This window comes from Amycolatopsis sp. NPDC006131 (assembly GCF_040614175.1).
In the GTDB taxonomy this organism is placed as follows: domain Bacteria; phylum Actinomycetota; class Actinomycetes; order Mycobacteriales; family Pseudonocardiaceae; genus Amycolatopsis_E; species Amycolatopsis_E tucumanensis.
This window is the reverse complement of record NZ_JBEXTX010000002.1, coordinates 32,299-57,453: the sequence shown is the minus strand read 5'-3', so window position 1 is coordinate 57,453 and position 25,155 is coordinate 32,299. Positions and strand designations below refer to the sequence as shown.

General features: G+C 72.9%; 19 protein-coding genes. 10 read left to right on the top strand and 9 right to left on the bottom strand.

Features of this window, described 5'->3' with window-relative positions; translation table 11 throughout:
* Window positions 1-97: 97 nt before the first annotated feature.
* The 5 genes from ABZ215_RS01385 to ABZ215_RS01365 are packed head-to-tail and all read left to right on the top strand — an operon-like array spanning window position 98 to window position 7,515.
* Window positions 98-1,291, top strand: coding sequence for a hypothetical protein (locus tag ABZ215_RS01385; protein WP_039791162.1), 1,194 nt, complete (start codon window positions 98-100; stop codon window positions 1,289-1,291).
* Window positions 1,292-1,293: 2 nt separating this feature from the next.
* Window positions 1,294-3,357, top strand: coding sequence for a class I SAM-dependent methyltransferase (locus tag ABZ215_RS01380; RefSeq protein WP_354946957.1), 2,064 nt, complete (start codon window positions 1,294-1,296; stop codon window positions 3,355-3,357).
* A complete protein-coding gene (locus tag ABZ215_RS01375) occupies window positions 3,354-5,228 on the top strand; it encodes a glycosyltransferase family 4 protein (protein ID WP_354946955.1) in 1,875 nt (624 codons plus the stop codon). The genes ABZ215_RS01380 and ABZ215_RS01375 overlap by 4 nt, the downstream gene beginning before the upstream one ends.
* The gene (locus ABZ215_RS01370) at window positions 5,225-5,713 is read left to right on the top strand and encodes a hypothetical protein (RefSeq protein ID WP_354946953.1); all 489 of its coding nucleotides are present in this window, start codon (window positions 5,225-5,227) and stop codon (window positions 5,711-5,713) included. The genes ABZ215_RS01375 and ABZ215_RS01370 overlap by 4 nt, the downstream gene beginning before the upstream one ends.
* Window positions 5,710-7,515, top strand: a complete 1,806-nt coding sequence (locus ABZ215_RS01365) for a glycosyltransferase (protein WP_354946951.1) — start codon at window positions 5,710-5,712, stop codon at window positions 7,513-7,515. The genes ABZ215_RS01370 and ABZ215_RS01365 overlap by 4 nt, the downstream gene beginning before the upstream one ends.
* A 148-nt stretch (window positions 7,516-7,663) precedes the next feature.
* Here ABZ215_RS01365 and ABZ215_RS01360 read toward each other — a convergent pair whose 3' ends face one another.
* The 6 genes from ABZ215_RS01360 to ABZ215_RS01335 form a co-directional block, all read right to left on the bottom strand.
* Window positions 7,664-8,332 carry a response regulator transcription factor gene (locus ABZ215_RS01360; RefSeq protein ID WP_020416332.1) on the bottom strand — a complete coding sequence of 223 codons (669 nt, stop codon included), beginning with the start codon at window positions 8,330-8,332 and terminating at the stop codon, window positions 7,664-7,666.
* Window positions 8,329-9,405, bottom strand: coding sequence for a sensor histidine kinase (locus ABZ215_RS01355; RefSeq protein WP_354947176.1), 1,077 nt, complete (start codon window positions 9,403-9,405; stop codon window positions 8,329-8,331). Before ABZ215_RS01355 ends, ABZ215_RS01360 begins: the two co-directional genes overlap by 4 nt.
* Before the next feature lie 114 nt (window positions 9,406-9,519).
* Window positions 9,520-10,017: a hypothetical protein gene (locus ABZ215_RS01350; RefSeq protein WP_354946949.1), complete on the bottom strand. Its 498-nt coding sequence runs from the start codon at window positions 10,015-10,017 to the stop codon at window positions 9,520-9,522.
* Window positions 10,004-10,306: a S1 RNA-binding domain protein gene (locus ABZ215_RS01345; protein WP_020416329.1), complete on the bottom strand. Its 303-nt coding sequence runs from the start codon at window positions 10,304-10,306 to the stop codon at window positions 10,004-10,006. The genes ABZ215_RS01350 and ABZ215_RS01345 overlap by 14 nt, the downstream gene beginning before the upstream one ends.
* A complete protein-coding gene (locus ABZ215_RS01340; protein WP_354946947.1) occupies window positions 10,303-14,712 on the bottom strand; it encodes an RHS repeat-associated core domain-containing protein in 4,410 nt (1,469 codons plus the stop codon). Before ABZ215_RS01340 ends, ABZ215_RS01345 begins: the two co-directional genes overlap by 4 nt.
* 58 nt (window positions 14,713-14,770) lie before the next feature.
* Complete coding sequence (locus tag ABZ215_RS01335; protein ID WP_020416328.1) at window positions 14,771-15,604, bottom strand: helix-turn-helix transcriptional regulator; 834 nt, start codon at window positions 15,602-15,604, stop codon at window positions 14,771-14,773.
* Window positions 15,605-15,704: 100 nt separating this feature from the next.
* Between ABZ215_RS01335 and ABZ215_RS01330 the strand changes: the two genes are divergently transcribed.
* From ABZ215_RS01330 to ABZ215_RS01320, 3 genes are read left to right on the top strand one after another with little or no spacing between them, the layout of a single operon-like run.
* Window positions 15,705-17,117 (top strand): MFS transporter, encoded by a 1,413-nt coding sequence (locus tag ABZ215_RS01330; RefSeq protein WP_354946945.1) that lies wholly within the window; start codon window positions 15,705-15,707, stop codon window positions 17,115-17,117.
* A 52-nt stretch (window positions 17,118-17,169) separates the two neighbouring features.
* Window positions 17,170-17,694 (top strand): sigma-70 family RNA polymerase sigma factor, encoded by a 525-nt coding sequence (locus ABZ215_RS01325; protein ID WP_354712593.1) that lies wholly within the window; start codon window positions 17,170-17,172, stop codon window positions 17,692-17,694.
* A complete protein-coding gene (locus ABZ215_RS01320; protein WP_354946943.1) occupies window positions 17,687-18,556 on the top strand; it encodes a VOC family protein in 870 nt (289 codons plus the stop codon). The genes ABZ215_RS01325 and ABZ215_RS01320 overlap by 8 nt, the downstream gene beginning before the upstream one ends.
* 1 nt (window position 18,557) lies before the next feature.
* On the opposite strand, the gene ABZ215_RS01315 is transcribed toward ABZ215_RS01320, so the two are convergent.
* Complete coding sequence (locus ABZ215_RS01315) at window positions 18,558-19,862, bottom strand: UDP-glucose/GDP-mannose dehydrogenase family protein (RefSeq protein WP_354946941.1); 1,305 nt, start codon at window positions 19,860-19,862, stop codon at window positions 18,558-18,560.
* Between the two features lie 158 nt (window positions 19,863-20,020).
* Between ABZ215_RS01315 and ABZ215_RS01310 the strand changes: the two genes are divergently transcribed.
* Window positions 20,021-20,779 carry an SDR family NAD(P)-dependent oxidoreductase gene (locus ABZ215_RS01310; protein WP_020416323.1) on the top strand — a complete coding sequence of 253 codons (759 nt, stop codon included), beginning with the start codon at window positions 20,021-20,023 and terminating at the stop codon, window positions 20,777-20,779.
* Here ABZ215_RS01310 and ABZ215_RS01305 read toward each other — a convergent pair.
* A complete protein-coding gene (locus tag ABZ215_RS01305) occupies window positions 20,776-21,915 on the bottom strand; it encodes an erythromycin esterase family protein (RefSeq protein ID WP_354946939.1) in 1,140 nt (379 codons plus the stop codon). The two genes, ABZ215_RS01310 and ABZ215_RS01305, sit on opposite strands and share 4 nt — an antisense overlap.
* Window positions 21,916-21,997: 82 nt before the next feature.
* Between ABZ215_RS01305 and ABZ215_RS01300 the strand changes: the two genes are divergently transcribed.
* Window positions 21,998-22,702 (top strand): TioE family transcriptional regulator, encoded by a 705-nt coding sequence (locus tag ABZ215_RS01300; protein ID WP_354946937.1) that lies wholly within the window; start codon window positions 21,998-22,000, stop codon window positions 22,700-22,702.
* Window positions 22,703-23,437: 735 nt separating this feature from the next.
* On the opposite strand, the gene ABZ215_RS01295 is transcribed toward ABZ215_RS01300, so the two are convergent.
* Window positions 23,438-25,072 carry a TM0106 family RecB-like putative nuclease gene (locus ABZ215_RS01295; RefSeq protein WP_020416320.1) on the bottom strand — a complete coding sequence of 545 codons (1,635 nt, stop codon included), beginning with the start codon at window positions 25,070-25,072 and terminating at the stop codon, window positions 23,438-23,440.
* Window positions 25,073-25,155 lie beyond the last annotated feature (83 nt).

Sequence of the window (25,155 nt, the reverse complement as noted above, 5' to 3'; positions counted from 1 at the left end):
CGATGAGCAGGGTAGGCGTGCACAATGTGCGTCGTCACCGTAGCGCTATCCGGCGGACGCGTTCCGCCTCGTCCAGAGCAGATTAGGGGGCTACCGGGTGTCCTGGCAGGAGGAGTTGCGCAAGCTGGACGAAGAGCTTGCCTCGGGACGTCTCTCCGCGGACGACTACCGCGTCCGCCGGGACCAGGTGCTCTCGTCCGCGGTGTCCTACAGCGACAGCGCGTCCCAGCCACAGCAGCCGGCGCCGCAGCAGCAGGACAACTCCGCGGATTCGACGCAGGTGATCGCGCCGATCAGCCCGCCGCAGGGCACGCCGCAGCCGCCCCAGCAGCAGCCGCAGAACTTCTCCGCGGAGCCGACGCAGGCCGTCTCGCCGAACTGGCAGGCCAGGCCGCCGGTGGACCCGGAGCGCACCCAGTACGTCGCCAACCCGCCCGCGCCGCAGTCGCCGCCCGCGGGCTTCCCGGCCTCCCCGCCCGCCGGGTTCCCCCAGTCCGGCCCGCAGCCGGTGCAGCAGCCGTGGAACGCGCCGGAGTCCGACGCGAGCCCGCCGTGGGGCGGCTCCGACTTCCCGCCGATCAGCCCGGTCGCGCAGGGTCCGGAGGCCTTCGACGACAAGCCGGCCAAGGGCAAGGGCAAGGCCGTCTGGATCTCCGTCGCGGTCGTCGTGGTGCTGGTCGCCGCGGGCCTGACGATCTTCCTGACCACCTCCGGCGGTGACGACACCCAGGCCGGCACCACGACTACGCAGGCACCGCCCACCTCGAGCGCCGCCAGCAACTCGCCCAACCAGGCGCTGCTGGACAAGATCCCGCCGACCGAGGGCACCGCGGACGGCCAGAGCGGTCTGCTGCCGGTCAACCGGCTGGTCGACCTCGGCATCATGGACGAGGGCGAGGCCACGCTGCTGAGCAGCCGCTCGGTGCAGGAGGTCGCGTGGCGCGGTTCGCAGCGCCAGCCGGACGCCAGCGGTCCCGGCAACGAGAAGATCTCGGTGACGGTCATCCCGCTGGACAGCTCGGCCACCGCGACCGCGCTCGCCGGCCAGCTGCGCCAGTACTACGTGCGCAACGGCCTGGTGCTGATCAGCGACCAGCTGCCGAACATCCCGCCGCAGGTGGTGTTCCACAAGCTCGTCGCCTCGCCGATCGTGTACCGGGCCACCTGGGTGTCGGGCGAGAACCTGATCCGCGTCAACGTGACGCAGGGCGACCTGGCCGACGAGGCCGCGTTGTCGGGCGCCTACCAGCGGACCGTCCGCTCGATGTTGCTGCCCTATCCGGTGGGCTGATCGTGAGCGACCTGGTCGCCGAGATCATCCGCAACGCCGCCGACCACACCGCGCTGTCCGACGAGCTGCACTTCGCGGCGCTCGCGCCGGGCGAGCGGGACCAGCTCGACCACGGCCGGGCCAACGCGTTGCGGGCGCTCCGGTTGCCGCCGGACGCGCACGTGCTCGAAGTGGGCGCGGGCCACGGCGCGGTGACGCGGTACCTCGGCGAGCGGGTGGTGCGGGTCGACGCCGTCGAGCCCGACCACGCGCAGGCCGTCCGGGCCCGCACCGCCGATCTGCCCGGCGTGCGCGTGCTGGACGAGGTCCCCGGCGAGCGGTACGACCTGGTCGTCGCGTCCGATGTCGAGCACGCGGACCGGTTGAAGCCCGGCGGGGTGCTGTGCCTGGCGGTGCCGAACCGGCTCGGCGTGGGCAGGCCGGGCGGGCAGTCCCGCCGCCACTGGGAGCAGCGGCTGGCCGAGGCCGGGCTGACCGTCCACAAAGTCCTCGGCTGCCTCCCCGGTCACCGGATCACCCGCGCCGTGATCACCGCCGAACTGCTCGACCGGCACCCACGGCTGGCGGTGGAGCTGTCCGGCCGCGACGAGCGATGGGCCGAGATGGTCGAGGGCGGTCTCGGCCTGGACACCGTGGACGGCCTGCTGTTCCTCGCCTCGGCAGGCGAACCCGCCGCCCGGCTGTGGCCGGACGACCTGCTCGCCACCTACTTCAACACCGACCGCGCGGCCCGCTGGTGCACCCGCGCGGACGTGGTCGGCGACGAGATCCGCCGCACTCCCCTGCTGCCGCAGGAACCGGGGCCGGTCGCGGTGCGCGAGTGGACGGACGTCGTGGTCGACGCCCCGACGCTGCCCGAGGTGCTGACGGAACAGCCGTGGCGGGCCGCGGAGCTGCTGACCGCGTGGGCGGACCTGGTGCGGGCGAACCCGTCGTGGGACCTGATCCCGTCGAACGTGCTGGTCAGCGACCCGCCGCGGGCGATCGACCTGGAGTGGGAGCGCGCCGGGACGACCGCCGGCGAGGTGATCGACCGGGGCCTGCTGCTGCTCGCCGACGAACTCGCCCGCGACGGCTGGGCGGGCGCCGCGCCCGGCACGACGGTGCGGGACCTGGCCGCCTGGCTCGGCGTCCTGCTCGACCGCCCGACGGCGTTCGTCGACGCGGCCGCCGAGCGGGAGGCGGAGTTCCAGGCCATCCGGCGCTGCGGCGTCACCTCCGGTCCCGGTCTGGACCACGAGCGGGACGCGATGCGACTGGCCTGGCGCCGCCGTCTCGTCGAGGAGACCACGCGGCACACCCCGGCCCCGACCGAACTGGACGCGCAGGTCGCCCGCACCATGGCCCGCGTCGACCGGATCATCGCCTCCGGCGACTCGATGTTCCGCGGCAACACCGAGCACTACTTCGCGGTGGCCGGGCAGGCGCTGCGGGCGTGCCTGCACGGGCTGCAGGCCGCCGGCCGTCCCGCGCCGCGGCGGGTGCTCGACTTCGGCTGCGGCTACGGCCGGGTGCTGCGCACGTTTCGGGCCGCGTTCCCGGACGCCGAACTCGTCGCCTCCGACATCGAACTCGACGGCGTCGAGCACTGCGTGCGGTTCTTCGGCGCGATCGGGCTGCCCGCGTCGGTGCGCATCGAGGAGATCCCGCAGGTCAGCGACATCGACCTGATCTGGTCCGGCTCGGTGCTGACCCACCTGGACATCGCGGCGTGGGACGCGCTGCTGGGCTACTTCGAGCGCGCGCTCGCGCCGGGCGGGGTCGCGGTGGTCACCACGCACGGCCGCCGTGTCGCGTGGCGGATGGCCAACGGCGGCGAATACGGCCTGACGGCCGCGGACCACGCCCGGGTGCTGGCGGACTACCGTGACCACGGGTTCGGCTACGCCGACTACCCCGGCCAGCCCGGGTACGGCATCTCGCTGAGCACGCCGGAATGGGTGACCGGGCACGTCCTCACCCCGCGGCTGCGCCTTGCCGGGTACGTCGAGGCGGGCTGGGACGGCCACCAGGACGTGCTGATCCTGGTCAAGGACGCCGAAGAGACGTTGAAGGCGGGACGATGAACGCAACGGCCGGGTTGGTGCGGCCGGGACGGCCGGTGGGGCACCTGTTCGAGCTGCGCGGGTGGGTCACCGCGGGCGAGACCGTGACCGTCCACATCGGAGGGTCCGAGGCGGAGGTGCGGCGCCACGACACGGGCACCGAACCGCCGGGCACGACCGGTCTGCTGATCCGCACGAAAGACCCGGTGCCGACCGGCAGGCACGAGGTCGTCGTCCGCGCCGCGAACGGCGACGCGCTCACCGGCGCCGTGGTCGAGGTCGGTCGCTTCGGCGACGAGGAACCGCTGCGGCTGTACGAGATCGACACCCCGAAGCACGGCGACAACCCGCAGGGCGATGTCGTGTTCGTGCGTGGCTGGGTGCTGCTCGACTCGCGGGCGCCGTCGCTGGTCGAGGTCCTGGTGGACGGCGGTGAACCGGTCCGCGCCCGCACGCGCCTGCCGCGGCCGGACGTGGCCGACCACCTGCCGGACTTCCCGGACGCCGGGGTCAGCGGGTTCGAGGCGCGGGTGCCGGTCGACCTGCCCGCCGGGGAGGACCGCGCGTTGTCGGTGCGGGTCCGCGTCCGCGGCGAGCTGGCCGGCGAGTGGACCTCAGAGGCGCGCGAGGTGGTGCTGTCCAACCCCGCCGCCGAGGACGCGCTGGCCGCCCGGCTCGCCGACCGCACGCGGAAGGCGCTGGCGCGGCCGCGTGGCGGCACGGATCCGCGGCACGTGCTGGTGTTCACGCACAGCCTCGCGGTCGGCGGCGGGCAGTTGTGGTTGCAGGAGCTGCTGGACCGGCTCGCGACCCGGCACGGCTGGCGCATCACGGTCGTCACCCAGCTCGACGGCGAACTGCGCGCGGACTGCGAAGCGCACGGCATCGACGTGCACCTCACCTCGCCGTACCGGGTGCACGACGTCGCATCCTACGAAGGGCACATCGCCGAGCTCGCCCAGTTCGCGCGTGGCACCGACGCCTCGGTCGCGCTGGTCAACACGCTCGGCGCGTTCCCCGGCGCGGACGCGGCGATCCGGGCCGGGCTGCCGACCGCGTGGGTGCTGCACGAGAGCTTCGACCTCAACGACTTCTCGTACCAGAACTGGGGTCCGGCCGGCCTGCTGCCGCCGGTGCGCGAGCGCTGGGTGAGCACGCTGGGCGAGGCCGACCGGCTGCTGTTCGTCGCCGACGCCACGCGCGAGATGTTCCTGCCGTTCTCGTCCCCGGCGCGCTGCCGCACGATCCGCTACGGCACGCCGATGGTCGCCTACGGCGGCCAGGTGTCCGAGCGCGACCGTCGAGCGGCGCGGCGGAAACTCGGCATACCCGAGGACACCACGCTGCTGCTCAACGTCGGCGTGCTGGAGCCGCGCAAGGGACAGGGCCTGCTGATCAGCGCGATGGACCGGGTCCGGCGGGCGCACCCGGGGATCCGGCTGAGCATCGTCGGCCACCACCCGTCGCCGTACGGGCTGGCGCTGGCCGAGTTCACCGAGCGGACCGGGCTGCGGGACTGGGTCGACCTGGTGCCGATCCAGCGCGACCCGGCGCCGTGGTTCGAGGCGGCGGACCTGTTCGTGAACAGCTCCGACGTGGAGTCGCTGCCGCGCTCGATCCTGGAGGCCGTGTGCTGCGGCCTGCCGGTCGTGGCCAGCGACGTGTTCGGCGCGCGGGAGATGATCGCCGACGGGCACAGCGGCTGGCTGTTCGAGCCCAACGACGCGGACGCGCTCACCGTCGCGTTGCTGCGTGCCCTGGACACCCCGGCGGACCGGCGGCGCGCGATCGCCGCGAACGCCTACGAAAAGCTGCACGGCTGGCTGGACCCGGCGGGTTACGCCGCCGAGTACAACGACGTGCTCACCGAGCTGGTGAAGGAGCGGGGATGACCGACGAGCTGCCGGGTGCTGTGCGCGCCGAGCTGACCCGGTTGCGGGCCGAGCGGGTCGCGTTCACCGAGGAGCGCGAGCGGTTGCGCACCGAGCTGCGCGAGTCGGAACTGCAGATCCGCGAGCTGACCAAGCACCGCGACCAGCTGGTGAAGCAGGTGGAGAAGCTGGCCGGCGTCGCCGAACGCGCCGAGCAGGCCGACGCGTTGGCGCGGGATGTGCTGGTCGCCCGCGCCGAACGCGATTCGCTGCGCGCCGAGCTGGCCGAGACCCGCGGCGAACGCGACCGGCTGCGGCTGCGGCTGCTGGACGCCGAGCTGCAGCTGTCCGGCGCGGCGCCCGCCGAGGTGCCGCTCACCGAGAGCGGCACGCTCGCCGCCGAGCAGCGGGCCGCCGAGCTGGCGCGGGAACTGGACGCGACGCGGGCGACGGTGAGCTGGCGGGTCACCGCGCCGCTGCGGGCCGTGCGGCGGCGGACTTCATGACCGCGCGGCTCTGCTTCGTGTCCGCGACCGGCGGCTCCGGGTTCATGGCGGAGCTGCTGGAGGTGGTCGCCGATTCGGTGCGGCGGGCCGGGTTCCACGCGACCACGGCGACCGGCCGCTACCCGGACGCGGACGCCGACACGGTCTACGTCGTGGTGCCGCACGAGTACTTCGTGGTGACCCCGGAGGCCGACCAGCCGACGGAGGAGCAGCGGCGCCGCACCATCGCCTTCTGCGTCGAGCACCCGGGCACGGCGACCTTCGAGCGCAGCGCGGCCCTGCTGCCGGGGCTGGCAGGCGCGGTGGACATCAACCACGACTCGACCGCCGAACTGCGCCGCCGCGGCATCCCGGTCGAACACTTCCAGCTGGGGTACTCGCCGCTCTGGGACGCGTGGGGTGGCGACCCGGACAGCGCCCGCGAGATCGACGTGACCTACCTCGGCACCGCGGAACGGCGCCGGTCCAAGCTGCTCGCGTCCTACGCCGGCGACCTCGCCGACCTGCGGGTCCGGCTGCTCACCCCGCCGCACGAGCCGATGGGCCCGCGGCGGGTCGACTTCCTGCCCGGCGAGGCGAAGTTCGCGCACCTGGCGAACTCGCGGTTCCTGCTCAACGTGCACCGCGAGCGGTCGCGGGCGCTGGAGTGGGTGCGGGTGCTGGAAGCGCTGTGCAACGGCTGCGTGGTGCTGACCGAGCCGTCCACTGACCTCGCGCCGCTGGTGTCCGGCACGCACCTGGTCGTGACGCGGCCGGAGTCGCTCGGCGCGGCGGCCGCGGCGCTGGCCGCGGACCCGCAGCGGGAACGCGACCTGCGGCTGGCGGGGTACGAGTTCGTGCGCACCGCGCTGGACCCGCTGGCGTCCGCGAAGACGCTCGTCGAACTGGCGGAACGGGTGCTGACCGCCTCGCCCGGGGTGCCCGCGAGCGCCCCGCTCGCCGAGACCACAGCCGTCGAGGAGCCGCGGCCGCTGGCTATCGACACCCCCTCCTGGGACGTGCGGTTCGCCGGCACCCGGTCGCTGGGGGCGCCGGCCGAGAACCCGCCGCTGGCCACCCGCATGGGCCAGCAGACCGTCGACGCGCGCCGCACGTCCGGCGTGGAGTGGCTGCCCTCGGCGGTGCCGACGGTGTTCCCGGACGCCGACCGGGCCGAGGTGGACGTGCTGTTGGTCCGCCGCCCCGGCGAGCCGGATCCGGACCCGCTGGTCCGCGACCTGCTCGCCGGCACCGTGCTGCCGCGCCGCGTCCTCGTCGGCGAGGACGGTGTCGCGCCGCGGCCCCGCCCCCGGCCCGCCGACCTGCTGCGGCACGAGCTGCCGCTGGGCCGCGGGTACACGCGCAACCGGCTGCTGGAGCGCTCGGCCGCGCCGTGGCTGCTGGTGCTCGACGGCGGGCTGCGGGCCTCGCGCCGGCTGCTGGAACGGCTGGTCGCCGCGTCCGCCGACGTCGACGTGGTGCACTGCCCGGTCGCCGACCCGGTCGAAGGACTGGTCGCCGCGCTGCCCCCGGAGGAGCGGCGGCTGGCGGAGCTGCCCTACCTCGGCAGCGGGTACCTGGTGCGCCGCGAACTGGCCGAGTCGTTCGGCGGCTGGACCGAGGACCCGCTGGCCGACGGCCTGGAGGACCACGTCTTCTGGCGGCGGCTGGCCACCCGCGGTGTGCCGACCGCGCTGGTCCAGCAGGTCCTGCTGAGCCGGTTGCGGCCCGATCCGGCGCCCCGCCCGGTGGACCTCGATCCGCACCGCGTCTGGTCGCTGACGCGCATCCTCGCAGGTGAACCGGTCACCCCCAACGGGTGACTTCGGCGTGTCACGCAACCTCCTCCCACTCCCGCGCGCCTACCGAGCAGAGCATCGGGCACGGGAAGGAGGCGCGGATGTGGATCCAGATCGGCCTCGTCGGCCTGATCGCCGTGGTGTTCCTGGTGCGGCTGGTGGCCGTGCTGCGTCACCGTGAGCCGCGCGGCGTGACCAAGCCGGACTCGTAGGCGAGCACGACGAGCTGGGCGCGGTCCCGCGCGCCGAGTTTCGTCATGATGCGGCTGACGTGCGTGCGCGCGGTGGCCGTGGAGATCACCAGCTGGGCGGCGATCTCGTCGTTGGACAGACCGCCCGCGACCAGTGCCAGCACCTCGCGTTCGCGGTCGGTGATCCGCTGCACCGCGGCCGTGTCGATGCGCCGGTTCTCCGGGCGGCCGACGAACTCGCTGATCAGCCGCCGGGTGACGGTCGGCGCGAGCAGGGCCTCGCCGGAGGCGACCACGCGCAGCGCGCGGAGCAGCTCGACCGGGTCGGTGTCCTTCAGCAGGAACCCGCTGGCGCCGGAACGCAGGGCCTGGAACACGTACTCGTCGACGTCGAAGGTGGTCAGGACCAGGACCTTCACCTCGGCCAGGTCCGGGTCGCCGGTGATCTCGCGGGTGGCGGTGAGGCCGTCGACGCCGGGCATGCGGATGTCCATGACGACCACGTCCGGCCGGTGTTCCCGCGCCAAGGCAAGCGCTTGCGCGCCGTCCGCGGCCTCGCCGCAGACCTCGAACCCGTCCTCGGTCTCCAGCAGCACGCGGAACCCGGCGCGCACCAGCGCCTGGTCGTCGGCGAGCACGACCCGGATCATGTCTCCTCCAGGGGTAGTTCCGCGCGGACCTCGAAACCGCCGTCGACCACGTGGGCCTCGGCTTTGCCGCCGAGCGCGGCGGCGCGTTCCTGCATGCCCCGCAGGCCGTTGCCGACGGTGGGGGTTTCCGCACCGCGGCCGTCGTCCCGCACCACGAGCCGGAACTGTCCGTCGCGGCGGGCGAAGCGGATGTCGACGGTGCGGGGCTGGTTGGCGTGCCGGACGACGTTGGTGAGCGACTCCTGCAGGATGCGGTAGGCCGCGCCGTCGACCGGGGCGGGCAGCTCGCCGGGCGAGCCGTGGACGCGGACGGTCAGGCCGGTCGCGCGGGTGTGGTCGAGCAGTTCGCCAAGCTGTTTCAGGCTGGGCGCGGGCCCGAGGCCCTGGCCGGAGCGCAGCACGGCGACGGTGGCGCGCAGGTCGGCGAGCGCGGTCGCGCTGGCCTCCTTGATCGCCTGCAACGCGGCGACGGCCTGGTCCGGCCGCCGGTCGGCGACGTGCACCGCGACGCCGGCCTGGACGTTGATCATGGCCAGGCTGTGGGCGACGACGTCGTGCACCTCGCGAGCGATGCGGAGCCGCTCCTGCTCGGCGAGCCGGGACTGCCGTTCGGCGGCCTCCTGCTCGGCGGCGAGCCTGGCCGCGACGCGGTTGCGGACGGCGGTGCCGATGCCGAGGACGGCGACCAGCCAGACGACGAACAACCCGGCGCGGGCGTCGAGCACGAGTTCACCGCCGCGGGCGAAGTAGACGACCAGCCCGGCCAGGATGACGGCCGTCCCGGCGATGCCCGCGACGAGCGGCCCGCGGGCGCGGGTGAGCACGAACAGCGCGATGGTCGGCACCACGACCGCCGGGCCACCCGGGTGGTCCGTGCTGTAGTAGGCCCAGGTCAGCGCGGCGGTGCCGACGAAGACCGGCAACGGCACCCGCCGCACTGCGAACAACGGCAACGCGGCCGCGGTGAGCCACAGGTAGCCGGACAGGTCGAGCGGATGCTGCTGCGCCCGGCCCGCCACGGTGGTCGTCACGAGGACGAACCCCAGCGGGACGAGGGTGAGCACCACGTCCACGAGAGCCGGCCACCGGCGGGGGTCACGCACGCCCCCGAAGCTACGGCAGACGGCCGCCCCGCGCGTCCGTCGAAGAGCGGCTCTTGGATTACGACTCGGGCGGTACGCGCGAGGTCAGGGCAGGCGCGGCAGCACCGCGCGCCACTCCTCCAGCTCCCGGCGCAGCTCCTCGCTCGCCACCCGGTCGCTCAGCTCGACCGCGGGCACGACGACGTTGCGGACCCGGCGCAGCGTGCGCATCTTGCCGACGTCCTCGGCGCGCAGGGACCACTCCACCGCCGCCGCCTCGGCCGGGGTCATCCCGGCCAGGGCCAGGCACGCGGCCGCCACGTCGTCGGGCCGCAGCCCGGCGGCGACCGGGTCGTCGAGGTTGCGGGCGAGGTTGGCTTCCCGCGGCCGGACTTCCCGATCCGCGAGGGCGCCCGTCTCCCGGGCGACCTCGAGCGCCGCCACCGCGAGACGAGCCCACGATTCCCGGCTTTCGCCGGGGGTGGTGGCGTAGAGGGTCGCGGTCTGGATGAGACCGAGCCAGTTGCCGCCGCCGTCGGTCGCGCGCAAGCGGGCGCGCTGCTCCTCGGGTGGCAGGCGCCGCAGCTCGTCAGGAACGGTCACTCCCGGTCTTCTCCCACACGGGCGGCCCCACCCGGACCTGGATCTGCCGGTTGCGGTCCCGGTGGTCGGCGATCGTGCCGTGGACCGGTTCGCCGACCGCAGGCCACTTCGAATGGTCGAACACGTCTTCGCCGCCGGGCCGGTAGCTGATGGCGTCGATCAACGCGGGCACCTCCCCGGGCAGGGTCACGATCATGCCGAACGGCAGGTGCTCCGCGACCACGGCCTCCACCACCGAGCCGATCGGGAAGCGTTCCTTCGCGGCCGCCCATTCCGCGTCGTTCATCATCGATGCCACTTTCTCGGGTACTGGTTGAGTTCTTCCACACGAGACGCGGGAATCTCGACTTCGGTCAGCGGCCCGCCCTGGTACGGCTGTTCGAACCGGGCGAACCGATCCGCGTACTCCGAAGCCGGGACCTGGATCTCGATGACCCCCTCACCGTAGTGGCCCGCGTAGGTGTCCGCGAGCTCGCGATCACGCGCGAAGAACGCTCCCGCCTCCCACGGTCCCGTCCCCCCGTAATCGTCCGCGCGGTAGCCGTGCTCGTACTGCTGCTGCCCGAGGCCGCGCTGCGGCGCCTTGTAGAGCGGCACGTACTCGTCTTCGCCGTCGGGCGTGTCCGGGCCGCATCCGTCCGCGGCCGTGAGCCCCAGCGGGTCGATCCAGCTGACCGGGTTGGCGACGTAGGCCTGCGGGTTGAACCCGCCCTCGAGCCCGAGTGGATCGTTGCTCGCGAAGCGCCCCGACTCCGGGTCGTAGTAACGCTGGAAGTTGTAGTGCAGACCGGTTTCGGGGTCGAAGTACTGACCGGCGAACCTCAGCGGTGTCCCGGCCCGGTTCTCCAGGCGCGCCAGTGCCTTGCCCCACAGCGTCCGGCGCCCCTGCCACACGACGGCGCCGGACCCGTCGACGAGTTCGGTCGGCGTTCCGGCCAGGTCGGTGACGATCGCGTAGAAGGCGCGGTCGAACCACTGCTGCGAACCGTCCCCGCGGAACACGCGCTCGACCTGAGCCAGGGGACGCCGTCCGCTCGGCTCGTGCTCCCAGGAGATCGCGGTGGCATCACTGCTGATCTGCTCGACGAGCACGGACCCGTCCCAGAAGAAGTCCGTGCGTTCCGCGACCGTGACCCCGTCCGCGGCGAGGCGCAGCTTCGCGATGCGGCGCCCGAGCGCGTCGTAGAGGTAGCGCCACCGCGTGCCGTCCGGCGTGACCACCGAGGTCAGCCGGTCCTCGGAGTTCCAGGTGTAGTGCCACGTGTCGGGTTTCGCCGACAGCCGCTTCTTCTGCCGCAACGTGATCCGGCCCTGACGGTCGTAGCCGTACCGCACGCGACCCGCCGAAACCACGAGCGCGCCCTGGTAGTCGCGCCGTCCCTGGCCGTCCGTGTCGGTGTCCGGCCACTCCGCGGTCCGGATGTTGCCCGCCGGATCGTAGGAGTACCGCTCGTAGCCGTCCGGACTGCCGACCTGTTCCACCCGGCCGTTCGCGTCGAGCTCATAGCGCCGGACTCCGGCGATGTCGTCCTCGATCGCGTTCACGACACCATCGGGCCGGTAGTGGTAGCGGCGTTCGTAGAGGTGCCGCATGGTTCCGTTCGCCCGGTCGGCGACGCCGGCCACGGTCTGCGAACCCAGCCGGTGCGTGGGCGTCCACGTCTGCGCCAGCGCCGTTCCACTGTCGAGCAACCGCTCGATCTCCCGGCCCGCGGCATCGAACCCGAAGGTGAACGTCCGCCCGCCGGTACGCAGTGAAGCGGGCCGGTGGCCCGAGCCGTAGTCCCAGAAACTCTCCGTGCCCGAGGGTGTGCGACGGTACGTCCGGCGGCCCAGAGCGTCGTAGGCGAAAACGGTGGAACGGCCGTTGATCGTCTCGGCGAGCACCCGGCCCGCCGCGTCCCGTTCGAAACGAACGTCGGCATCCGCGTTGCGAGCGCGGACAAGCCGCCCCGCCGGGTCGTATTCGAACGTCGCGACACCGTCACGGGACCTGCGCTCGACGACGTTGCCGAGGGCGTCGCGCACGAAGACCGTGGTCTCGCCCGCACCGTTGGTCCGGGACACCAGCTGCCCCGCCGCGTCGCGCTCGTAGGAGACGGCGCGACCGGTGAAGTCCGTCTCGGCGATCAGGCGGCCGGCCGCGTCGTACTCGTACCGCCATTCGTCGCCGAGCGGGTCGCGAACCGCGCGGAGCTTCATCTCACTGTCGTAGACGAAGTCGAACCGGGCACCGTCCGGGCCCGTCTGCGAGGCGAAGAAGTCGAAGTGCGTCATCTCGACGCGTGTCACGTTGCCGTTCGCGTCGACCCGCTCGACCTCGTTGCCCTCGCCGTCGTACCTCCAGTGCTCGGTAGTGCCGTCCGGCAAGGTGCGGGACAACAGCTTGCCCTCGACCGTCCAGCGGAGGTGCGTCTCGCCGCCGACCGGGTCCTGGACGAGGATCACCCGGCCGAACTGGTCCCGCCGGTAACGCGTGACGCCGCCGTCGGGGTCCGTCAGGGCCGTGAGCAGGCCTGCGGAGTCGGTCTCACGGCGGACCACGTTGCCGAAGTGGTCGGTGATCGTCGCAAGGTGCCCCGACTCGTTGTAGCCGTACCGGGTCACCGCGCCCGTCGGATCCACGACGAGCGTGCGGTTGCCCGCATCGTCGTACTCGTACCGCCACACCGACCCGTCGGGGTCGACCGCGGTCGCGGGCAGGCCCTGTGCGTTGTACTCGACCAGCGCCCGCGTACCGTCCGGGCGCGTCACCTCGGTGAGGCTGCCCCGGTCGTCGTACCGGTAGCGGGTGGTGCGGCCCAGCTGGTCGGTGTGCGCGAGCAGCCGGTGGTAACGGTCCCAGTCGAACCGCGTCTCGTGGCCCAGCGGGTCGATCTCCCGCACCAGCTGGTTGAACTCGTTGAAGTGGTACCGCCGGACGTGGCCCAGCGAGTTGGTCTCGGTCGTCACCCGGTTCTCGAGGTCGTACTCGAGTGTGCCGGCGAGCGCGTCGCCCGAGCCCTCCGTGCGGACGCAGCGACCGCGGTGGTCGTAGGTGTAGGCGTACCACTCGCCGTTGCGGTCGTCCCAGCGGGTGATCCGGCCGGCCTGGTCGTAGGCGAAGCGCAGCGGACGGCCGGACGAGTTGACGACCTCTACGAGGTTGCCACCGTCGTAGCCGTACCGCACCAGGGAAATCCCGCCGGACGGCGGATCGTGCAGGCTGAGTTCCGTGACGCGCCCATCGGAGGTCCGGACGTCGACCCGATACCCACCGGAGTGCCGGACCGCGACGGGCATCCCGGAGGGGTCACGGTCGAAGTCGATCCGGTCGGTGCGTTCCTCGATCGCGGTGAGTTCCGCGGTACCGCCCCGAGCGGGCGCGAACCGCAGCACGCGGCCGCTCTGCGGCTGGCGGATGGTGTACCCGCCATCGGCCGCCCGCGCCAACGGCCATCGGGCGCCGGCCTCCGCGAAGACCTCGCCCTCCGCGGGCGGGTGCGGATACACGAGGATCACCCCGTCGGGACCGGCGTAGCACACACCGCGCTCGTCCAGCTCCAATCGCTGGTCCAATGTGGACGCCCAGGACGGGCCGAAGAGGCGGCCGGAGCGGTAGGACGACACGTGGACGCGCTGCAGCACCAGCGGGAGCAGGCCGGGGAGCTGGACGTCCTTCTGCACCAGGTACATCTCGCCGGTCGCCATGTCGATCGGCTCGCGGCGGCCGCACCGCCCGACCGGTTCCTGGGAACGGAGGTCGGGATCTTCGGCGTCCCGCCGGAGCGGGCTCCCGTCGCCGGGGCGGCTGGCGCCTGGCGTGCCCGGGGTGCCGTCCACGCCGTCGGGGGTGTCGGGGCTGTTGGGGGTGTCCGGGCTGTTCAGGTCCGGCGTGTCGACCTTCCCGCCGCCGCCGTGCGCGGCCGACGGGGTGGTGCCCTCACCGCCCAGCTTGCGGCCCAGCTTGCTCAACTGCTGAATGATCTCGTCCAGCTTGCCGATCACCCGGCTGATCCGCGGCGACACGTTCCCGATGGTCTTGACCAGCTTCCGGATGAAATCCGCGATCCGCGTCACCGCCGACGAGATCGCCGCCGTGGCCTGCGCGGCGATCAACGGCGTCGCGAAACCCAACGTGCACGCCGCCTCCAGCGCCCACGTGATCAGCTTCCCAACCAGCTCGGCCACGATGTCGCGCACCATCTCGCGCACGAACCCCACCACCGTGCCCATGATCATCACACCGGAGGAAATCCCCTCCGCCAGTGACGCCGCCCCCGCCAGCGCCTCCGCCTGCGCCGCCCCGTTCTCCCGATAGGTGTCCGCCCCCTGACCGGTCCACCCCGCCGTGCCACCGTCGACCTCATTCTTCAAATCACCCGCGACCGCGCCGACCTCCCTGGCCACGTTCGCCCACGTGTCGGAAAACGACTGGATCACCGGCGGATCCCCCGCCAGCCAATCCAGCGCCTCCTTCAACGGCCGCACATGCTCGATCAGCCACGCCACCCCGTACTGCGCCAACGTGCCCAGCGGATCGATCACCATGGACAGGACTTCGAGACCGGTGCCCAGCGCCCCCAGCCCGCCCTCGACCCACGACCCGTCCTTGATCCCGTTGGACAGGTCCTGCGCCGACTCCAGGATCCCGATCCCCGTCACCCCGGTCGTCGTCGACACCGGCGCCGCGACCAGCGGGTTGCCCTCGGTCATCCGTCCCCCAATCTGCCCGGGGTACGACGCAACCAGCCCCTGGGCCGGTTCCGCAAGATCAGCGGGCGACGAGTTTCGCGGCCGTCTCGCTGTCGGCGGGGGTGTAGGTCGTCAGGCGGACCTCGGAGCGGCGGCCGAACCACAGGTGCGTGTAGTCGAAGCTCAACAAACCCGCCTCGGGGTGCACGAAGCACTTCGTCAGGTTCCGCATCGGCTGGACGTCGTGCTGGTTCCAGATCGCCTCGAACTCCGGGGACTCCCGTCGCAGGCGTTTGACCAGCGCCTTCCAGCCCGGCTCTGCGACGTGCTCGGCCATCGACGCGCGGAACTGCGCCACCGAGCGCGGCAGGCCGTCCTCCCAGTCCCGCAGCCTCGCCCGCCACCGCGGGTTCGTGAAGGCCAGCAGCATCGAGTTGCGCTCCTCGACCGGCACGCTCCCGACGTCCATCAGCCAGTCGTAGGTGCGGTTGTAGGCGAGGATGTCGGTGCGCGCGTTCTGCACCGCCGCGGGGAAGGGCTCCAGCTGGTCGAGGATCGCCCGGATCTGCGGCGTGACGACCTTGCAGTCCTTCTCCATCGGCGGCTCGGGCGCGCCGGCGAGCGTGAACAGGTGGCTGCGCTCGTGCTGGTCGAGCTGCAGGGTCCGCGCGACCGCGGTGAGCACCTGCTCGGACGCGTGGATGTCGCGGCCCTGCTCCAGCCACGTGTACCAGGTGACCCCCACCCCGGCGAGCTGCGCGACCTCCTCGCGCCGCAGCCCAGGCGTGCGGCGGCGGCCGCCCGCGGGCAGGCCGACCTGCTCGGGCGAGATCCGTTCCCGTCGGCTGCGCAGGAACGCGGCCAGCTCGGCGCGGCGGATCTCGTCGGCGGACATGCGCACGGCGGTGGTCATGCTGCCAGCCTGACACGCCACCGATCCTGTTACCAGGTAGTCCTGATACCTGGATCAACGCTATCTGGTACCAGGCTCCGCGAGAGCCCACGGTGGAACCATGACGACAACCCTGGCGCCGGCCGAGACCCGGCAGGCACTCACCCGCGGTGGGCTCGCCACCGTGCTCCTGGGGGCGGCGCTGGCGCCCATCGACCTGTACATCGTCAACGTCGCACTGCCCACGATCAATGCCGACCTGCACACGACCGCCGCCACGCTGGAGTGGATCGTCGCCGGTTACGGCCTCGCGTTCGCGCTCCTGCTGGTCGTCGGCGGGCGGCTGGGCGACGCGTTCGGCCACCGCCGCGTGTTCTCCCTCGGCCTGGCCGCGTTCACCCTGACCTCGCTGGTCTGCGGGCTCGCCCCGAACGCGGGCGTGCTGGTCGCGGCCCGTGTCGCCCAGGGCGCGGCGGCCGCGCTGGTGGTGCCGCAGGTGCTCTCGATCATCCAGGCCACGACCTCCGGCGAGCGACGCTCCCGCACCATCGGCTACTACGGCGCCACCGGCGGCATCTCGATGGTCGTCGGCCAGCTGCTCGGCGGGGTCCTGGTGTCGGTCGACCTCGCCGGCGGCGGCTGGCGGCCGATCTTCCTGGTCAACGTGCCGATCGGGCTGCTCGGCCTGGTGCTGGCGCGCCGTCTGCTGCCGGACACCAGGGCGAACCACCCGCTGGGCGTGGACCTGCGGGGCACCGCCCTGCTCGGCCTGACCCTGCTTGCGCTGCTCGTGCCGCTGCTGGAGGGCCAGGCGCTCGGCTGGCCGGCGTGGTGCTGGGCGCTGCTCGTCGCGGTCCCGTTCGGCGCGGCCGCGTTCGTCACCGTGGAACGCCGGCTCGAAGCGCGGGGCGCGACGCCGCTGCTGCCGCCGTCGCTGGCGCGGATGCCGAGCATGCGCCGCGGGCTCGCGGTCGGCGTGCCGTTCTTCGCCGGGTTCGGCGGGTTCCTGTTCGTCTACGCGCTCGTGCTGCAGGACGGCCTGCACCTCGGCCCGCTCGCGTCGGGTCTCGCGCTCACCCCGATGGCCGTCGCGTTCCTGGTGTTCTCGCTGCTCAGCAGCCGGTTCGTGGCCCGGCTCGGGCGGCACGTCATCGTGCTCGGCACGGCCGTGCAGGTGCTCGGGCTGCTCACCCTGATCGGCACCGTGCTGCTGGCCTGGCCGGACGTCACCGTCCTCGCCCTCGTCCCCGGCATGCTGGTGACCGGCGCCGGGCAGGGACTGGCCGGGCCGACGCTCTTCCGGGTCGTCCTGTCGCGGGTCCCGGCGGACAGCGCGGGCGCCGGCAGCGGGATGCTCACCACGACCCAGCAGAGCGCGCTCGCGCTGGGCGTCGCGACCATGGGCACGCTCTACGTCGCGCTGGCCGGGACGTGGGGCGCGCAGGACGCGTTGCTGCTGGTCACCGGCCTGCAGGCGACCGTGATGGCCGTCGCCGCGGTCGCCGCGCGGCGGTTGCCGGACCCGCGCGGCTGAAAATCCGCGCGAAGGGCGTCGGAGAACCGCTCCCCCGGGCGACGATGGGGGTGTGAGCGAACCGCGGGTACGACCGGACCCGGCCTTCGCGCTGCTCGACCTCTACGAGACGGCGCTGCCGGAGGTGTACGGCTACCTGCTCGCGCGCTGCGGTGACCGGGGCGTGGCCGAGGAGCTGACCTCCGAGACGTTCCTCGGCGCCGTCAGCGCGTGCCGGAACCCGGGAGCGCCCCCGGTGAGCACGCCGTGGCTCATCGGGGTGGCCCGGCACAAGCTGATCGACCACTGGCGGCGGCGGGAGCGCGAGGAACGCGGGCTGCGCGTGGTGCACGAGTCCGAGGCCGATTCGGTGGACCCGTGGGACGCCGAACTGGACGCCCTGCTGGCCCGCGAGGTGCTGGAGTCGCTGGGCGCGCACCACCGGGCCGCGCTGACGCTGCGATACCTGGACGGTCTGCCGGTGCCGGAGGTCGCCCGCCTGCTGGGCCGGACCGTGCACGCCACCGAAGCACTGCTGGTCCGGGCGCGATCCGCGTTCCGGGCCGCCTACCGGGAGAAGGAGGTGCGTGATGACTGACCCATTCGACGCACTCCGCGCCCCGGTCCAGCCGGTCGCCCCCGATCCGCGGTTCACCGCCGAGCTGCGCGAGCGCCTGCGTCGCGCTGTGTTGAACGGAGGAGAGATGACCAGCACGGAAGCACCCGCACGGGCGGAACTGCACTCGCTGACCCCGTACCTCGCCGTGTCCGACGCGCGGCGGGCGCTGGACTTCTACGTCGAAGCCTTCGGCGCGCAACGCCGCGGCGACCCCATCATGATGCCGGACGGCCGCATCGGGCACGCCGAACTGGCGATCGGCGACAGCGTCCTGATGCTTGCCGAGGAGTTCCCGGAGATCGGGCACGTCACGGCCGCGGGCGGGGCGAGCATCCGGATCGATCTGTCCGATGTGGACGCCGCGGTGGCGCGCGCCGTCGAGCTGGGCGCGCAGGTGCTCGACCCGGTGTCCGACCGCGGGCACGGCCGGTCCGGCTCGATTCGCGACCCCTTCGGCCAGCGGTGGCTGCTGTCCCAGGCGCCGGTCCGCGCGAGCGGCCAGGACACCGCGCGGCACGGCCAGGCCATGTACTTCACCTTCCAGGTCCCCGACGACGAGGCCGCGAAGGCGTTCTACGGCAGCGTCCTCGGGTGGCAGTTCTCCCGCGGATCCGTCGAACACGCCTGGGGTTTCGAGGGCCCAGGTCTGGAAGGCGGCCTGTGGGGCGGGCCGCGGCAGGTCGGCTGGAAGCTGATGTACGCGGTCGACGACGTGCACGCCGCGGTGGAGCGCGTGCGTGCGGCGGGCGGTCAGGTGACCGAAGTGGACCGCAAGCCCTACGGCCTCACCGCCGACTGCATCGACAACCAGGGCATCGAGTTCTGGCTCTGGCAGCCTTGAGTCACCCCGGCAGGGCGACGCGGGCCGGGCGGGGGCGGCCGAGGCTCACATACGACAGTCCGGCGTCCGTGATGGTCCGCGGCTCCAGCAGGTTCCGCGTGTCCACCACCCCGTCGCCCTGCATCAGGTCCGCCACGTAGCCCCAGTCCAGCTTGGTGAACTCGGCCCACTCGGTGAGCACGACGATCGCGTCCGCGTCCTTGGCCACCTGGTACGGGTCGTCGACCACGGTCATGCCGGGCAGCGCTTCGCGCACCGCCGGGTCGTAGGCCGTCACCTCGGCGCCGTGCGCGGCGAGCATCGAGGTGACCGACAGGGCGGGCGAGTCGCGCAGGTCGTTGGTGCCCGCCTTGAACGCCAGGCCCAGCACGCCGATCCGGGCGGCGGCCAGGCTGCCGCCCACCGCGCCGGCGATCTTCGCGACGATCCGGTCCCGCTGCGCGATGTTCTCCACGATCGCCGCGGTGAGCAGCGAGAAGTCGAACCCGACGGACTCGGCGACCTGCACCAGCGCGTGCGTGTCCTTGGGCAGGCAGGAGCCGCCCCAGCCGGGGCCGGGCTTGAGGAACGACCGGCCGATGCGGCGGTCGTGGCCCATCCCCTCGGTCACCGACACGATGTCCGCGCCGAGCCGCTCGCACAGTTCGGCGATCGCGTTGACGTAAGACAGCTTCATCGCGAGGAAGCAGTTGGCCGCGTACTTGACCAGCTCCGCGCTGGCGGCGTCGGTGATGACGTTCGGCGCGGACAGGTCGCGGTAGAGGTCGGCGATGCGGCGCGCGGCGGCCTCGTCGTCGGAGCCGACGACGATCCGGTCCGGGTGCATGAAGTCGGCGACCGCGGTGCCCTCGCGCAGGAACTCGGGGTTCGCCACCACCGGCACGTCGTCGCGGCCGAGCAGGGCGCGGATGCGCTGGGCGGTGCCGACCGGGACGGTCGACTTGGTGACCACCGCGCACCCGGCCGGCAGGACGTCGGCGATCTCCGCGATCACCGCTTCGACGGCGCGGAGGTCGGCGGCGCCGCCCGCGCCCATCGGGGTCGGCACGCACAGGTAGACCGCGTCCGCTCCGGCGACCGCGGCGCGCGACCCGACCACGAACCGCAGCCTTCTCGCGGCGAGCCCGCGCGTGACCAGTTCCTCCAGGCCGGGCTCCAGGATGTCCACCCGTCCCGCGGCGAGCCGGGCCACCTTGACGTCGTCCACGTCCACGCAGGTCACCTGGTGTCCGAGGGCGGCGAGGCAGGCCCCGGTGGTCAGTCCGACGTATCCGGTGCCGATCACGACGATGCGAGCTCCGCTCATGCTGCCGACGGTGACAGCCGCAGTTGACCGCAGTCCTAACGGAAGTCGTCCGCGCCGGGTACGTCGCGCGACGGGTGAGGAGGGCCACGCCAGGCCGGGGAAAACGAGCGTTAACCTCGTGTGCAGAGCAGAGTGGCCGGCCACGGAAGGAACCGTTCATGCAGATCAAGGACACCGCCGCGATCGTCACAGGTGGTGCGTCGGGACTCGGTGGCGCGACGGCGAAGGCGCTCGCCGAGCGGGGCGCGCACGTGTTCGCGCTGGACCTCGCCGCCGGGATCGAGAAGGCGGAGAAGGTCGAGGGCATCACCTACGTCGAGGCCGATGTCACCGACGGTGACCAGGTCGCGGCCGCGGTGGAGCAGGCCGCGGGCGGGTCGGTGCCGCTGCGGGTCGTGGTGAACTGCGCCGGCATCGGGCCGTCCGCGCGGATCCTGTCCAAGAAGGGCAGGCACGACCTGAACCTGTTCCGCAAGGTCGTCGAGGTCAACCTGATCGGCACCTTCAACGTGACGACGCTGGCCGCCGAGGCGATCGCCAAGACCGAGCCCGTCGAGGACGGCGCCCGCGGCGTCGTCATCAACACCGCGTCGGTCGCCGCCTTCGACGGGCAGATCGGGCAGGTCGCCTACTCGGCGTCGAAGGGCGGTGTGGCCGGGATGACGCTGCCCGCGGCGCGCGACCTGGCCTCGCACGGCATCCGGGTCATGACGATCGCGCCGGGCATCATCGACACCCCGATGCTGGCCACGGTCTCCGACGAGTTCCGGGCCGGCCTGGCGGCGGGAGTGCCGTTCCCGAAGCGCCTCGGCCGGCCCGACGAGTACGCCCAGCTCGCGGTGAACATCGTGGAGCACGACTACCTCAACGGCGAGGTCATCCGCATGGACGGCTCGCTGCGGATGGCGCCGCGCTAGGCACGCAGCACCAGGGCCTGGGTGTCGGTCCCGGCGCTGACGTGCAGGATCGCGTCGGCGCCGTCGACCGTGGCCTGGTCCAGCGGGAAGTAGCCCTGCATGGGGTTGGTGTCGGTGCGCGCCTCCGCGGCAGCGAGTTCGCGCGCCGGCACCAGGCCCCACTCGTCGACGCGGCTCTGCAACCGGCCCTCGAACGTCTCCGGCGCGGGCTCGCCGAGGTCGATCGCCTTGCTGCTGCCCAGGCTGCCGACGATCAGCCGGTACCGCTCGCCCACCAGCGACGAGACGATGGCGCCCGCGCTGGACCAGTTCATGTCCATCGGGCCCAGCCGCATGTGGCTCTCGTTGCGCTGCAGGTGCCGGTTCTGGCCGAACACCAGGACCGGGCCGCGCTCGGCGTCCCGGATGTCGAGCAGGTTCTGGGCCATCATCGCGTCGCGGAACGCGCTCATCCGGGTCCAGCGGGCGCTGTCGTCGACCGGTTCCGCGGCCTGGCGGTGGTACCGCAGCAGGCCGAGGCCCGCGGTGAGGTGGATCCGCGCCCGGTCCCACTGCGCGCGAGAGGTCGCCGCGATCAGCATCGGCGCGCTGGCGTAAAGGGTGACCAGCATGTCGTCGGCGATCACGCGGAGCCGGTCCGCCTCGGGCGTGGCGCCGGGTGATTCGGCCGCCTTCAGCACCGCTTCCGTGCGGTTCCACCGCTCGTCGTCGCCGGTGAGGGCCGCGATGTCGTGGTCGAGGCCAAGGTAGTCCCGCGCGTGCTCCAGGTAGGTGCGCGGGCTGGGCGCGTTCATCATCTCGGTGGAGACGTCGAAGCCGTGGAAGGCGAGCGGCCGCTCGGCGGTCTCGTTGTACTCACGCATCCAGGTGATCAGCCGCCGGTTGTTGTCGAGCTCGCCGAAGCGGTGCGAGAAGCCCTCGCGCATCACCGTGTCCAGGTTGCCGACGCCGTGCTGGACGTAGTCGTTCACCTCGAGCGCGGCGACGCGGTCGGTCTCCAGTGCGATCGCGGTGACGTCACCGGCCAGCTCGGCGAACAGTCCGTTGCGGATCAGGGCGAAGGCCGATTCCAGGTGGGCGGGCTCGCCGAAGGCCAGGAAGTCGACGTCCGGGGCGAGTAGTTCTCGAATGTCCATGAGCCTCAATCGTATCGTTGAAAGAACAGTTGAGACTTTTGTTAGCTTGGTCTTGGTGGAAGTGCGCTAAAGTCTCCAACCGGTGGTCACCCTGAAACCGGCGGATCTCGCACGCGAGCACGGCATCTCGACGCAGGCGGTGCGCAACTACGAGCGCGACGGCTTCCTCCCGCGCGCCGACCGCACGCCCAGCGGGTACCGGGTCTACACGGAGGTGCACGCCGCGGCGCTGCGGGCGTTCCTCGCTCTCGTCCGGGCTTACGGGCACGCGATCGCCGGGCAGATCATGAACGCGCTGAACGAGGGCAGGCTCGACCACGCGCTGACGCTCGTGGACCGCGGGCACGCCCAGCTGTTGCGCGACCGCGAGACGCTGGACTCGGTGCGCAAGGCGGTCGGCCACCTGACCGAAGCCCCGCCCGTGCCGGAAGGGCCGACGCGGACGATCGGCGAACTCGCGCGGAGGCTGCGCGTCACGCCCGCGACGCTGCGCAAGTGGGAGGAGGCGGGCATCGTCGTGCCCACCCGCGACCCGGCGACCGGCTACCGCCTCTACCAGCCCACCGACGTCCGCGACGCGGAACTCGCGCACCTGCTCCGCCGCGGCGGCTACCTGCTGGAGCACATCGCGGAGGTGGTGCGGCAGATCCGGGCCGCGGGTGGGACGGAGGCGCTGGCCGGCACTTTGACGGCGTGGCAGGGGAAGCTGACCGCGCAGGGAGTGGCGATGTTGGAGGCTGCCACGCAGCTGAGCGCCTACCTCCGCGTGGCCGAGGCTTCCGGCTGACGGGCGCGCGGTGGGGATGGGCAGCGTGGGTAGGCAGGCCGCCGCCCGGGGGCAGGCCCGTAGGCGAAGGTCAGGATGGCGCGGCCCCGCAGGCCCGTGAGCCGAGACCCGGCGGCCCAGCCCGGACAGGGCCCGCGAGCCGAGGCCGGGATCGCGCGGTGGGGATGGCGAAGCGCGGGTAGGTAGGACGCCGCAAGCCCAGCCGACGGCCGCGGGGAAGGCCCGTAGGCGAAGGCCAGGATGGCGCGGCCTGGCAGGCAAGCCCCGTAGCGGAGGCCGGGACGGCGCGGCCCCGCAGGCCTGCGAACGGAGACCGGGACGGCGCAGCCCGGCCAGGCAGACCTGCGAGCCGAGACCCGGCGGCCCAGACCGGGCCCGCGAGCCGAAACCCGGATCGCACGGCGCGGACGGCACAGCCCAGGCAAACAGACCCGCGAACCGAAACCCAGGCAGCACAGCCCAGACCGGGCCCACGAGCCGAAACCCGGATCGCACGGCGGGGACGGCGCAGCCCAGGCAAACAGACCCGCGAGCCGAGACCCGGGCAGCACAGCCCAGACCGGGCCCGCGAGCCGAGACCGGGATCGCACGGTGGGGATGGCGCAGCCGGGGCAGGCAGGGCCGCCATGCCGAGCCAACGGCCTCCCGGCAGTGCGCGGTCAGTGGCGCCCCAGCGTCCGCAGGCGGGCCACCACCAGGGGAAGCGCCACCAGGCGGCGCCTACCGCCCAATGACCTACAGGTCGCCCATGAACGGGATGCCGTTCGCTGTCGTGGTCATCCACTCGCGCAGGGCGTGCGTGGCTCGTACGTCGTCCTCGTTGTAGCGCAGCAGTCGGTCGCGCTGGGTCAGGTCCGGCTCGCCGCCGTCCATGCCTACCGCCTGGCGGTACCAGCGCATCGACGCCTCGCCGCCTGCTTCCGGGTCGCGCCAGGTGAAGCCGGCCACCGGGGCGACCACCTTCAGCCCCTTGCCCCGGGAGCACAGGAACTGGTCGGACACGCTGCGGAACAGGTCCACCCACTCGTCCGAGTCCACAAAGGACTGGATCTCCGCCTTGGCAGGCATGCCGGGGTGGTCGCCGAACCGCTCGACCGATCCGAAGAGCCAGCGGTTCTCGGCCATCGCGTTGTAGCAGTAGGCCCGGAAGGTCAGGCCCGCGGCGAGGGTCCGTTCCCGGACCTCCCGCAGCCAGGTCCAGAACTCCGTGAACGACCGCGCCTCGTCCCCGGTCGGCAGCGGCTGCCAGGTCACGAACGCGCGGTAGCCCTGCTCGATCCCGATGTCCGCGCCGCTGAGCAGGCAGCCCCACAGGTAGGCGCCGGACTCGCCGAAGGACTCCATGTCGATGTCGACCTCGACGTCCGCCCGCGCCACCTCGACCTCGCGGACGCGGCGCACCATCGTCAGGTCCGCCAGCCACGCCCTCGCCAGCGCGACCGCGTCGGCGAACGGCCCGGACGTCCAGATGATCGGCGGCTCGTCGTCCGGGTCCAGCGCGGCGAGCTTGTCCACTGTGGAAACCCCGGCGCGGCGCAGCTCCATCGCGTCCTCACCGCGCACGACCAGGCTCACGTCCCGCATCGCGGTCAGCTCCGCCTCGCACGTCGGCCACCACGGGCACGTGCGGCACTCCAGCACGCGGGACGGCTCGGCCAGCGCGGGGCCACCGCTGCGGGCGGCCTCGGCGATCGCCAGCCGGTCGGCGAAGCGCGTGTCGTACTCGGTCAGCGCCGTGCGGCCGTTCGGCCAGGTGGCGGCGGACAGGTCGTGCCACAGCACCACGTCGGCGTCCAGGCCGATGACACCGCCGACCAGCCGGGCGGACGCCACGCCGTGCGCCTCCAGCATGCGGCGCAGGTGGGCCAGCCGCATCTGGTCGCGCGGGTGCGAGCGGACCCGGCGCGCCGGGTCGGGGATCGCGTGCCGCGGGTCGAGGTCGTGCGGCGGCGTGGTGACCGCGCCCGCGCCCGGGTCGGTGATGCGGTGGCGCACCACCAGCACCGGCAGGTACCCGCCCTCGGCGCGGACCAGCAGCTCGGACCCGCCGCGGCGGTGGCCGGCCCGGTCGGCGGGCAGCAGCGCGCCCCAGATGTAGTCGGCGCCCTGCGCCATCGCCTGCTGGGTCGCGGCGGCCCGCTCCGGCGGCGGCAGCTCACGGTCGACGACCACCCAGCTCGCGCCCTGGTTGGCCGCGATCAGCCGGTCGCGGATCTCGGCGCGGTGCGCGGCCGCGTCGGCGATGCGCTGCTCGGCCGACGGGTCCGGCGGGGCCAGCGGCACCTCGCGCATCGCCGGGTCGTGTTCGAGGTGCACGCGACGACGGCAGCGGCTCACCGCGCCGGCCTCGAGCAGCACCTCAGGTTCCATGACACCTACTTTAGAGAGGGCCACCGACAGTTCCGCGCCGAGTGTGACCGGCGCATTACGTGTCGGACATGCTCCGGCTTGTG